General features: G+C 66.1%; 11 protein-coding genes. 6 read left to right on the forward strand and 5 right to left on the reverse strand.

Features of this window, described 5'->3' with window-relative positions; genetic code table 11:
* Window positions 1–91: 91 nt before the first annotated feature.
* Genes lpxK through ASE30_RS01895 form a run of 3 tightly spaced genes read right to left on the reverse strand, consistent with a single transcriptional unit; the run spans window position 92 to window position 2168 of the window.
* The gene (gene lpxK, locus ASE30_RS01885) at window positions 92–1138 is read right to left on the reverse strand and encodes a tetraacyldisaccharide 4'-kinase (RefSeq protein ID WP_057282559.1); all 1047 of its coding nucleotides are present in this window, start codon (window positions 1136–1138) and stop codon (window positions 92–94) included.
* Window positions 1135–1548, reverse strand: a complete 414-nt coding sequence (locus ASE30_RS01890; protein ID WP_057282560.1) for a biopolymer transporter ExbD — start codon at window positions 1546–1548, stop codon at window positions 1135–1137. Before ASE30_RS01890 ends, lpxK begins: the two co-directional genes overlap by 4 nt.
* Complete coding sequence (locus ASE30_RS01895) at window positions 1545–2168, reverse strand: MotA/TolQ/ExbB proton channel family protein (protein WP_057282561.1); 624 nt, start codon at window positions 2166–2168, stop codon at window positions 1545–1547. The genes ASE30_RS01890 and ASE30_RS01895 overlap by 4 nt, the downstream gene beginning before the upstream one ends.
* Before the next feature lie 350 nt (window positions 2169–2518).
* Here ASE30_RS01895 and xseA point away from each other — a divergent pair, with 350 nt between their 5' ends.
* From xseA to pcaF, 5 genes are all read left to right on the forward strand, one after another.
* Entirely contained in the window at window positions 2519–3889 is a 1371-nt protein-coding gene (gene xseA / locus ASE30_RS01900) for an exodeoxyribonuclease VII large subunit (RefSeq protein WP_057282562.1), read from the forward strand.
* A gap of 177 nt (window positions 3890–4066) precedes the next feature.
* A complete protein-coding gene (sodB, locus tag ASE30_RS01905; protein WP_057282563.1) occupies window positions 4067–4645 on the forward strand; it encodes a superoxide dismutase [Fe] in 579 nt (192 codons plus the stop codon).
* Between the two features lie 290 nt (window positions 4646–4935).
* The gene (locus ASE30_RS01910) at window positions 4936–6642 is read left to right on the forward strand and encodes a methyl-accepting chemotaxis protein (RefSeq protein ID WP_057282564.1); all 1707 of its coding nucleotides are present in this window, start codon (window positions 4936–4938) and stop codon (window positions 6640–6642) included.
* Between the two features lie 135 nt (window positions 6643–6777).
* Window positions 6778–8172, forward strand: a complete 1395-nt coding sequence (locus tag ASE30_RS01915; RefSeq protein WP_057282565.1) for a chloride channel protein — start codon at window positions 6778–6780, stop codon at window positions 8170–8172.
* Window positions 8173–8336: 164 nt separating this feature from the next.
* Window positions 8337–9542: a 3-oxoadipyl-CoA thiolase gene (pcaF, locus tag ASE30_RS01920; RefSeq protein WP_057282566.1), complete on the forward strand. Its 1206-nt coding sequence runs from the start codon at window positions 8337–8339 to the stop codon at window positions 9540–9542.
* A gap of 110 nt (window positions 9543–9652) precedes the next feature.
* Here pcaF and ASE30_RS01925 read toward each other — a convergent pair whose 3' ends face one another.
* The gene (locus ASE30_RS01925) at window positions 9653–10078 is read right to left on the reverse strand and encodes a DUF192 domain-containing protein (protein WP_057282567.1); all 426 of its coding nucleotides are present in this window, start codon (window positions 10076–10078) and stop codon (window positions 9653–9655) included.
* Window positions 10079–10279: 201 nt separating this feature from the next.
* Window positions 10280–10525, reverse strand: a complete 246-nt coding sequence (locus ASE30_RS01930; RefSeq protein ID WP_006220277.1) for a cold-shock protein — start codon at window positions 10523–10525, stop codon at window positions 10280–10282.
* A gap of 226 nt (window positions 10526–10751) precedes the next feature.
* On the opposite strand from ASE30_RS01930, the gene clpS reads away from it, so the two are divergent.
* Window positions 10752–11066, forward strand: coding sequence for an ATP-dependent Clp protease adapter ClpS (gene clpS / locus ASE30_RS01935; protein ID WP_057282568.1), 315 nt, complete (start codon window positions 10752–10754; stop codon window positions 11064–11066).
* The last annotated feature ends 71 nt before the right edge of the window (window positions 11067–11137 follow it).

Raw genomic sequence — 11137 nt, forward strand, 5'->3', positions numbered from 1 at the left:
ATTCTAAAACAGTTTGCGCCGGGACCGCACCCGCCCGGCGCGCGGGCAATGTTTCGAATCAAATGCGCGGCGCGGGCAAGCCGCCGTCCTTTCAGGCCCGCGGCGTCTCGCGCAGCGCCCGCGCCAGCCAATCGAACAGTTGCGGATCGGAAAAGGCGGCCCGGACCGGCACTTCCCATAGGCGCGCATCGTTCAGGGCGCCGCATTTGATGGCGTCCTTGGAGGTGACCAGGATGGCGTCGGCGGCCAGATCCTGGAAGGGGGACACGCCGTAGTCGTGGTGGTCCGGTAGCGCCAGCGAGGACGCCAGCGTGATGCCGGCCGTGCGCAGCGTTGTGAAAAAGCGCTCCGGATTGCCGATGCCCGCCGCGGCCGCGATGCGGGGCTGGCCGGCAAAGGCGGACAGCGGGCGGGTGGCATGGCCTTCGATCCGCTTCGCGTCCCCCGGCTCCAGCCACATGCGCACCTGCCGAGGCCTGCCTTCGGCGCCGCGGGAGTCCGGCGCGCCAGCGGGTGTGCCGATGTTGGTCACCACGGCGTCCACCTCATTCAGGCGGCTGGCCGGTTCGCGCAGCGGGCCGGCGGGCAGCAGGCGGCCATTGCCGATGCCGCGCTGGTCCTGCACCACGATTTCGATGTCCCGGGCCAAGGCCAGGTGCTGCAGCCCATCGTCGGACACGATCACATCCACCTTGGGGTGAGCCCGCAGCAGCGCCTGGGCGGCCAGGGCCCGTCTGGGGTGGATCGACACGGGGGCGCCGGTGACGCGTGCAATCAGCGCCGGCTCATCGCCGAAACGGGCAGCTTCCAGGGCGCCCAGCCCGACGCGGGCATGCGGGCCGACCTTGACGCCATAGCCGCGGCTGACGACGCCCGGCGTAAAGCCGCGTGCGCGCAGGCCTTCGACGGTGGCTATCACCATGGGCGTCTTGCCGGTGCCGCCTACGTAGACGTTGCCGATGACCACGACGGGCACCGGGGCCCTGTAGACGGCCTTGGCGCCTTCGGCGTACAGGGCGCGTTTGCGCGCCACGGCCCACGCGGTCAGCGCGGACAGGGGACGCAATGCGGTGGATAGCCAGCCGCCGTGCTGCCATTGGCGCGCCAGCAGCGAAGAAGAAGCGCGTTTCGCGGTCACCGGGCAGTCTGGGCGGCGAAATTGACGCGGCCGATGCCGGCCAGCCGCGCGGCTTCCATGATGTTGATCACGGACTGATGCGTGGCCTGGGCGTCGGCATTGATGACGACCAGGGGCTCAGTCTTGCCGGCGGCGGCCTGGCGCAGGGCGTCGGCGATTTCGGGCGGCGTGGAGACGTCGATGAGCGTGCCGTTGAGGGCGTAGCGCCCGTCCTGGCTCACGGCCACTTCCAGCGCGGGCGGCGTGTCCTGCTCGGAGGACGCCTGGGGTAGCGTCACCTTCAACTGCGTGAAACGCGCGAACGAGGTGGTCGCCGCCAGGAAGATCAGGATGACCAGCAGGACGTCGATGAGCGGGATGAGGTTGATATCCAGCTCGTCGCGGTCGCCCCGGGATCCACGGAAATTCATGAACGGCCCTCGCGCGCGGCGGTCGTCGGGGACACGACGCGGATGAGGCGGGAAGCGGCTTGTTCCATGGCGCTGAGATAGCCGTCGACGCGGCCGCGCAGGTAGCGGTGCGCGATCATGGCGGGAATGGCGATGAGAATGCCGAAGCCGGTGTTGTACAGGGCCATCGAGATGCCGCGCGCCAGTTGGGCGGGGTCTCCGCCGCCGGGGGTGTAAGAGCCGAAGATCTCGATCATGCCCACGACGGTGCCGAACAGGCCCATCAGGGGCGCGACCACCGCGATGGTGCCGATGGCGGGAATGTAGCGGCTGAGGTCGTGCGCGACCGCGCGGCCGGCGTCTTCGACGACGTTGCGCAGTTCTTCGCGGGGGAGGTGGCGGTAGCGCATCACTTCGGCCAGCACCCGGCCCAGCGGCGAATTGCGTTCCAGGCGGTGGATGGATTCCGGGGTGTCCTGGTGGTTGCGCAGCATTTCGGCGACCTGTTCGTTCAGGCCGCGCGGCAGGATCAGGCTCCGGCGCAGGGACAGGAAGCGCTCGAAGATCAGCGCCAGGCCCAGCACGGATGTTGCCAGCAGGGGCCAGATCGGCCAGCCGGCCTCGCGCAGAATGGAAAGCAAAGCGGTCAACTCCTGGGGAGCCGGGCACGCCGGACGGCACGCATGGGCATCTGAACAAGCCGAAACTGTAACGGTGCGGCGGGCTTGTGGCAAGGCGGGATCATCCCGAAACTATCCACAGAAACTGTGGATAATTCTGTGCAAAACTCCGCTGGAACGCTTATGGGCACAGGGCTTGCGCTAGTTTGCTTCAATTTCGCGCACCTGAACTTCAGTAAAAAGCGTATAAAAATCAATTAGTTGCACCGAAAATGCTGGCTATCTGGCCGGTTGCTGCAAATTTCTGGGGACGCGGTATCATTGCGCCCCGCTACGCCTGCCCTGTGGACAGGTTCGCATCGGAAAGCCCCATGACAATTGAAGTCGCAGTCACAAACAACGCATTCACGCGGGATATCCTGACAGTTGCTCAGCTGAACCAAGCGGTGGGGCAGTTGTTGGAGCGCAATATCCCGGCATTGTGGGTTCGCGGAGAGATTTCCAACTTCACGCAGGCGGCTTCCGGGCATTGGTATTTCACGCTCAAGGACAGCCGGGCCTCGGTGCGGGCGGTCATGTTCCGCAGCCGCGCCAGCGCGGTGGGTTTCGTTCCCCGCGCGGGAGACCAGGTGGAAATCCGGGCCCGGGTTTCCCTGTACGAACCCCGCGGCGACTACCAGTTGCAAGCCGACGCCATGCGCCGGGCGGGCCTGGGCAACCTGTATGAGGCGTTTCTTCGCCTGAAAGAGCAACTGGCCTCGGAAGGGTTGTTCGATCCCGCGCGCAAGCGCGACCCGGTCCGCCTGCCGCGCGCCATCGGCGTGGTCACCTCGCTGCATGCCGCCGCGCTGCGGGACGTGCTGTCCGCGCTGGCCCGGCGCGCGCCCCAGGTGCCCATCATCATCTATCCGGCCCCGGTCCAGGGGGCGGATGCCGCCAGCAGGCTGGCCGCGCAGGTCCGCGCCGCCAACCAGCGCGCCGAGGTGGATACGCTGCTGCTCGTGCGCGGCGGCGGCAGCATCGAAGACCTCTGGAGCTTCAACGACGAGGATCTGGCCCGGCAGGTGGCGGTCAGCGAAATTCCGGTTATCAGCGGCGTCGGTCACGAAACCGATTTCACAATCGTGGACTTCGTGTCCGATCTGCGGGCGCCCACACCGACGGCCGCGGCCGAACTGGCGTGCGCGCCGCGTTCCGAATTGCTGGGCCAGGTGATGCAGGCGGCCCAGTCCATGGCGCGCGGCCAGCAGCGCCGGCTGGAGCGGGCGGCGCAGCGCCTGGACCGGGCGGCCGCGCAACTGGTGTCTCCCGCCCAGCGCCTGGAGCACCAGCGCGAACGGCTGAACAGCCTGCGCTTCCGTCTGGCGTCCGCCTGGTCCGCGCCGCAAGGCCGGCGCACGGCGCGGGTCAACCTGCTTGCCCAGCGCCTGATGCATCGCGTTCCCGATACCAGCCGCGGCGCCGATCGGCTGACCGGCGCCGCGCGCCGTTTGAGCCAGGCGCATGCGCGCCTGCTCATCCAGGGCCGCAACCGCCTGGCCGCCGCCACCGCGCAACTGCGGGCGCTCGATCCGGGCAACACGCTGGCGCGCGGGTACGCGATCGCCCGCGATGCCGAAGGCCGGATCGTGCGCGATGCCGCTGTCCTGTCGGCGGGCCAGCCGCTGGATCTGAGCTTTGCGCAAGGCGGCGCCCAAGTCCAGGTCCAGCAGACCCGCAAGACGCGCGACGCCGCCGAATAGGACGCGTTCCGCGCCTTGCGCAACGGGCAGGGCGGACCCGCCGACGAAACCACGCCGCGACGTCATAAGCACATGCGCTCGTTAACCCCGCGCCAGCGCGGGGTTAACACGGTATCCTCATTAGTTGCCGATACAATTGAACGGCTTGATCGTGCACTCAACAGAAGGAACCATCACATGGCACATACTCTTCCCCCCCTGCCTTACGAACTGGACGCGCTGGCTCCGCACATCTCCAAGGAAACGCTGGAGTTCCACTACGGCAAGCATCACCAGACCTACGTCACGAATCTGAACAACCTGATCCCGGGTACGGAATTCGAAACGCTGTCGCTGGAAGACATCGTGAAGAAGTCCTCGGGTGGCATTTTCAACAACGCTGCCCAGATCTGGAACCACACGTTCTACTGGAACAGCCTGGCCCCCAAGGCCGGCGGCGCGCCCTCGGGCAAGCTGGCTGACGCCATCAACGCCAAGTGGGGCAGCTTCGACGCCTTCAAGGAAGCCTTCAACAAGTCGGCCGCCGGTAATTTCGGTTCGGGCTGGACCTGGCTGGTCAAGAAGGCCGACGGCACCGTCGACATCGTCAACACCAGCAACGCCGCCACCCCGCTCACGACGGCCGACACCGCGCTGCTCACCTGTGATGTCTGGGAACACGCCTATTACATCGACTACCGCAACGCGCGTCCCAAGTACCTGGAAAACTTCTGGGCGCTGGTGAACTGGGACTTCGCCGCCAAGAACTTCGCCTGATAGGCCTGCGCGGGCGTTCACGCGGCGCGTGCGCCGCGGCCCGTGACACCGACCCCTCGCCATGGCGAGGGGTTTTTGTTTATTCAGAAAGTATTCAGAAAAAATTCAGCTTCCAAAACCCTGTCGATTGTCGAATTCATTGCCGCGAGGTGACGTGCGAACAACGTTTTATTTAGGGAAATCCCTGGGAAATGCGCCCGCTATCGTTGCCCACGGCGTGCGGCTGAACCACGGAGCGCATGGCTGCGGCAAGCCCGCAACAAGCCGGGGTCATTACAGGGAAGGGAAGCATGTTGCGGTTATTTTCGGGGTTGCGCATCGGGGCGCGCCTGACGGGTGCGTTTTTGCTGGTGGCGGTGATAGGCGGGGCAATCGGGGCGTTTGGGGTATGGGGTCTCGCCCGCATCAATGAAATGAACGACCGGCTCTACGACACCGAGTTGCGCGGCATCTCGGATCTGAAGGAAGCCAATATCAACCTGATCTACGCGGGCCGGGCGCGCAACGCCTACCTGGCCGCGACCTCGGACCAGGAGCGCCAGGCGCTGCGCAAGCAGTTCAATGATGCGGTCAAGAACATGGACGCGTTGGGCCAAAAGGTCGGCGCAAGCTTCTACGCGGACGAAAGCAAGCGTCTGCTCGCGCAGTTCACGGAAACCGAGCAGGTCTGGAAGCGCGAATCGGCGGCATTTTTCGACGCGGCCAATTTGCAGCCGCTGACGCAAAGCGATCCCCGCGTGTCCGAGATCGAAAAGCGCGTGATCGCGTCCTCGCAGAAGCTCGATGACCTGATGACGAACCTGGCGGTCAGCAAGGAAAAGACGGCTGCCCAGTCGGTGCAGGAAGGCACGGATCTCTACACCACGGTCCGCGCCGTCATGATCCTCCTGGCGGTGATGGGCGTGGCAGTTGGCATGCTGTTGGGCTGGCTGGTTACGCGCGGCATCGTGCGGCCGCTGGATCAGGCCGTCAAGGCGGCGCGCCAGGTGGCCGCGGGCGACCTGACGACCGACATCCAGGTCACCACGCGCGACGAAACCGGCGACCTCATGGCCGCGCTCAAGGCCATGAACGAAAGCCTGGCTCGCATCGTCGGCGACGTGCGCGACGGCTGTGAGAGCATCGCGTCGGCGTCGTCGCAGATCGCTCAGGGCAACTCCGATCTTTCGCAGCGCACCGAAGAGCAGGCCTCGTCGTTGGAAGAGACCGCCGCATCGATGGAAGAACTCACCAGCACCGTCCAGCAGAACGCCAACAACGCCAGTCAGGCCGACCGGCTGGTCAGCCAGGCATCCAGCGTGGCCGTCAGGGGCGGCGAGGTGGTCGAAGGCGTGGTCCAGACCATGAGCGCGATCTCCGACAGCTCGCGCCGCATCGCCGATATCACGGGCGTGATCGACGGCATTGCCTTCCAGACCAACATCCTGGCGCTCAACGCCGCCGTGGAAGCGGCACGCGCGGGCGAACAGGGCCGCGGCTTTGCCGTGGTTGCCGGCGAGGTGCGCACCCTGGCGCAGCGTTCGGCGGTGGCCGCCAAGGAAATCAAGGCCCTGATCGACGAATCCGCCACGCGCGTCGAGGGCGGCACGCGTCAGGTCGACGAAGCCGGCCGCACGATGCGCGAAGTGGTGGACAGCGTGCGGCAGGTGGCAGCCCTGGTGCGCGAGATCGCGAGCGCTTCGGAAGAACAGTCGTCGGGTATAGGCCAGGTCAATCAGGCCGTGGCGCAGATGGATACCGTGACCCAGCAGAACGCCGCGCTCGTCGAGGAGGCAGCAGCCGCCGCCGCCAGCATGCAGGAACAGGCCGGCCGTCTGGCGCAGGAAGTGCGCCGCTTCAAGGTGGAAGCAGGCGGCGGCTCCGCGCGGCAAGCGCAGGCCCGGCTGATGCCCGCCGCGCCCGCGGCGGCACGCAAGCCGGTCGTGCCGGCGGCCCGGCCGGCTCAGGCGCGGCCCGCCTTGGCCCACGCCTCGGAAGACGACTGGTCCGCATTCTGACCGGCGCTTTTTGTCCGGCGCCGGGCGGTGGCCCGCCGCTGCTGGCCGCTTTTGCCAGCAGCCCTTGCCAGCGTTAGGCCGCGGGTCAGGTGGGAGTGGTAAGGTTAGCCACCCCAAGCCGCCCGCACGCCGTCCATGAGCCTGCCCGACCCCGTCCGCCGAGTCCTCGCCCGCACACGCCGGCTGGCGCGCCGCAAGGTGCGCCAGATCAACCGCCTGTCGCGCAAAAGCACGCAGCTTGCGCTGCTGCTCGGCGGCGCCGCCCTGGTGGCGCTGATGTCGCTGGGCTTTACCTATCTGGCCGACAAGGCGCTGGCCTGGAACCGTCAATGGGTGGCCTATAACGGCTGGCTCGCGCTGCTCGTGATGCCGTTTGGCCTGGCCGCCTTGCGCTGGCTGACGCTGCGCTATGCGCCCAACGCGGCGGGCAGCGGCATTCCCCAAGTCATCGGCGCGCTATCGCTGCCGCCCGGCCCCAGCCAGAACAGCCTGGTGTCGCTGGCGCAGACGCTCTGGAAGATTCCTCTTGCATTCTTCGGCATGCTGGCCGGCGCTTCGATCGGCCGCGAAGGCCCGTCGGTGCAGGTCGGCGCCGCGCTCATGCTTGCCTGGGGCGAATTCTGGAAGCGGCGCGGCGTCCAGCTACGAGGCTTTCATGCCAACGAACTGATCGCCGCGGGCGCGGCGGGGGGCCTGGCGGCCGCTTTCAATGCGCCGCTGGCGGGCGTCATCTTCGCCATCGAGGAACTCGGGCGCGGCACCGTGCTGCGCTGGCAGCGGCTGGTGCTGATCGGCGTGCTCGCCGCGGGCTTCCTGGTCGTGGCGGTCGAGGGCAACAACCCGTATTTCGGCGTGTTCGGCGGCGCTCCGCTGGCGCAGAACATGGTGATGTGGATCGTGATCTGCGGCGCGCTCAACGGTGCGCTGGGCGGCATCTTCGCCAGCTTGCTGGGCAAGGGGCCGGCGGGCGCGGCGCCCCAGTCGTGGCGCGCCTGGATCCGCGCGCATCCGATCTGGACCGCCTTCGCCATGGGCCTGGCGCTGGCCGTGATCGGCCTGTCCACCGCCGGCAGCGTCTACGGCACCGGCTATGCGGCGGCGGCGGACCTGCTGAATGGCAAGGACTCGGTGCCGGACGGCTTCGGCCTGGCCAAGCTCGCGGCCACCGTCGCTTCCTATTGGGCGGGCATTCCCGGCGGCATCTTCACGCCGGCGCTGACCACGGGCGCGGGCATCGGCCATCACATCTGGGAGCTGGCGGGCGACGGCGTGGATCAGCGCGTGCTCGTCCTGGTGTCGATGGCCGCCTTTCTTGCCGCGGCCACGCAGGCCCCGCTGACGGCCAGCGTCGTGGTGATGGAAATGACGGGCAGCCAGCCGATGCTGTTCTGGCTGCTGGTCGGATCCCTGTTGGCTTCCGGCGTGTCGCGCCAGTTTTGCCCGCAACCTTTCTATCATCTGGCGGCCGGGCGTTTTCGCCGTCAGGCCATCGTGGACGCGGGGCGCGCCGCCAAGTCCGCCACGCACTGAAATCGCGCATCGCCGCCGCGTTCCGGGCACCTTGGCGTAAGCGCAAGTGAACGGCCATTGGACACTGTCCGTGCTGCGGACATCCCCGCAATGCACCAACTTGGCGCGCGAGGGCTGCGTTAAGATCAGTCGATCCGTTTTCCTCACTTGACTCCGAGCTTCCCATGACCGTGAATGCCTTTATCTGTGATGCGATCCGTACCCCCTTCGGCCGCTATGGCGGCGCGCTGGCTTCCGTACGGCCCGACGATCTGGCTGCCGTAGCCATCAAGGCTCTGGTGGCGCGCAATCCCGGCGTGCGCTGGGAAGAACTGGACGACGCCATCATGGGCTGCGCGAACCAGGCCGGTGAAGACAACCGCAACGTGGCCCGCATGGCCACGCTGCTGGCCGGCCTGCCGATCGAAGTGCCGGGCGCGACGGTCAACCGCCTGTGCGGTTCGGGGCTGGACGCCATCGGCGGCGCCGCGCGCGCCATCCGTGCCGGCGAAGCGGGCCTGATGCTGGCCGGCGGCGTCGAAAGCATGAGCCGCGCGCCCTTCGTCATGGGCAAGGCCGACAGCGCCTTCTCGCGCAGCGCCGCCATCTATGACACCACGATCGGCTGGCGTTTCATCAACAAGCTGATGAAGGCGCAGTACGGCGTCGACTCGATGCCGGAAACCGCCGAAAACGTCGCCGACGATTTCAACATCAGCCGCGCCGACCAGGACCTGTTCGCGCTGGCCAGCCAGCAGAAGACGGCGCGCGCCCAGAAAGAGGGCTTCTTCGACACCGAGATCGTGCCGGTGTCGATCGCCCAGAAGAAGGGCGATCCGATCATCGTTTCGAAGGACGAGCACCCGCGTGAAACCACGCTGGAATCGCTGGCCAAGCTGAAGGGCGTGGTTCGCGAAGGCGGCAGCGTCACGGCCGGCAACGCGTCGGGCGTGAACGACGGCGCCGCCGCCCTGCTGCTGGCCGACGAAAAGGCCGCTGCCCGCCACGGCCTGACCCCGCGCGCCCGCGTGGTCGGCATGGCGACCGCCGGCGTTGCGCCGCGCATCATGGGCATCGGCCCCGCGCCCGCCACGCTGAAGGTGCTGGCCCAGACCGGCCTGACGCTGGACCAGATGGACGTGATCGAGCTGAACGAGGCGTTCGCCGCCCAGGGCCTGGCTGTGTTGCGCCAATTGGGCATTGCCGACAACGACCCGCGCGTGAACCCCAACGGCGGCGCGATCGCCCTGGGGCATCCGTTGGGCGCCAGCGGCGCGCGTCTGGCCACCACCGCGATCAACCAACTGCACCGCACCGGCCGCCGCTACGCGCTCTGCACGATGTGCATCGGCGTGGGCCAGGGTATCGCGCTGATCATCGAACGCGTGTAAACGCGTTTCGCCGCATGTCCTGCCGTCTGGATGAGGCAGGAACGAAAAGGGAGCCCGGCGGGCTCCCTTTGTTCATCCTGCAAAAGGGACGCTGGGCCCCAGGCGTGCGTTCAAGGCAGGCCGTCGAGCTTCTTGCCGGCCGCGATGCCGTGTTGGTCGAACCAGCCCTGGGCCATCTCCAGCGCGTATCGCACCGGCTTCTTGGCGCAATGCGGATCCTCGGTCTGGGGCGCCATGTCTTCGATGTTGACGATCGTGCCGTCGTCGGCGATAAAGGCAATCGAGAGCGGCAGAAGCGTGTTGCGCATCCAGAAGCACTGCACGTCCGGCCGTTCGAAGACGAACAGCATGCCGTCGTTGCCCGCCAGTTCCTTACGGAACATCAGGCCGTCCCGGCGGGTGGCGTCCGTGTTGGCGACTTCCGCGCGGATAATATGGATGCCCGCGGAGAGTTGGGTGGTGCGCAGGGTGGGCTGAGGGCCGGCCGGGTGCTGGGCGTGGGCAGGCAAGGGCAGCCAGAAGGCCGCGGCGGCCATGGCCCCCGCGACGGCTGCGACGGACGCGGCCCTTAGCGATGCGGCTTTGATGAACGCTGTTTTGAACAACGTATGAACAGCGGGAAACAAAACGGTATTCTTCGGCATGGCCCGGCGCGGTGATTGGAAAATAACAAGGCGGGGCCCGAAAGCCCCGCCTGGATAATGGCGCAACCTTACCGTTGCGCTTTAAAGGGTAACTCAGGCAGCCGTAATATTAAGCGCCTGTTTGCCCTTGGGCCCCTGGATAATCTCGAAGGCCACTTTCTGGCCTTCCTTCAGGGTTTTAAAACCATTCATCTGGATGGACGAGAAATGGGCGAACAGATCTTCACCGCCATCGTCGGGCGTAATGAAGCCAAACCCCTTTGCATCGTTGAACCATTTGACGGTGCCCGTCGATTTGGGATTGTCCCCTTGGACGGCGGTTGCGGTCGTATCAGACATGCGGCCTGCCTCATTGAATCGTATGTTGACAGAAGGGCAATGCGGCCTAGACCCCTGTCCCCCCTCCGGCTTCCTGGCAGATTTTCGATGAATTGAAAAGCCCAGAATGCGTGGATAATGCGCCGCTTTTCTTCGTTGCGTCAAGTATGGATACTACGTATTTCCGCGTGTAATTTTCAGTAAGTTGAGTGGTTGCCGTCCCCAGTTTAAATAGAATACCCGCCCTATGAGTTCTACCTTGGATACCCAGCATGATTTGGTCGTCGAGAAGGCGTCGGCTCGCGCCGCGCCGCCTCCGATGTACCAGGTGTTGTTGCTGAATGATGACTACACCCCGATGGAGTTCGTCGTCAAAGTGCTGCAAAAATTCTTCAATAAGAATCAGGAAGAGGCAACACGGATCATGTTGCAGGTGCATCACGAAGGACGCGGCGTATGCGGGGTATATCCCCGCGACCTGGCCGCCACGCGTATCGCCCAGGTCGGGCAGTATGCGCGGGCACGCCAGCACCCGCTTCAATGCGTGATGGAACCCGTTTGACATCATTAAAGAAACGCCGCCAGCGATGGCGGCGTTGTGCTGCCCGTTGCATTCCGGGTTTCAGGGTAATT

Source organism: Achromobacter sp. Root83 (genome assembly GCF_001428845.1).
Taxonomy (GTDB): Bacteria; Pseudomonadota; Gammaproteobacteria; order Burkholderiales; family Burkholderiaceae_B; genus Achromobacter.

Bases quoted from the DNA above. Each gene is read 5' to 3' on its own strand.
- ASE30_RS01890 (WP_057282560.1), bottom strand. From the start codon at position 1,548: ATGAATTTCCGTGGATCCCGGGGCGACCGCGACGAGCTGGATATCAAC.
- xseA (WP_057282562.1), top strand. From the start codon at position 2,519: ATGACAATTGAAGTCGCAGTCACAAACAACGCATTCACGCGGGATATC.
- sodB (WP_057282563.1), top strand. From the start codon at position 4,067: ATGGCACATACTCTTCCCCCCCTGCCTTACGAACTGGACGCGCTGGCT.
- ASE30_RS01910 (WP_057282564.1), top strand. From the start codon at position 4,936: ATGTTGCGGTTATTTTCGGGGTTGCGCATCGGGGCGCGCCTGACGGGT.
- ASE30_RS01915 (WP_057282565.1), top strand. From the start codon at position 6,778: ATGAGCCTGCCCGACCCCGTCCGCCGAGTCCTCGCCCGCACACGCCGG.
- pcaF (WP_057282566.1), top strand. From the start codon at position 8,337: ATGACCGTGAATGCCTTTATCTGTGATGCGATCCGTACCCCCTTCGGC.
- ASE30_RS01925 (WP_057282567.1), bottom strand. From the start codon at position 10,078: ATGGCCGCCGCGGCCTTCTGGCTGCCCTTGCCTGCCCACGCCCAGCAC.
- ASE30_RS01930 (WP_006220277.1), bottom strand. From the start codon at position 10,525: ATGTCTGATACGACCGCAACCGCCGTCCAAGGGGACAATCCCAAATCG.
- clpS (WP_057282568.1), top strand. From the start codon at position 10,752: ATGAGTTCTACCTTGGATACCCAGCATGATTTGGTCGTCGAGAAGGCG.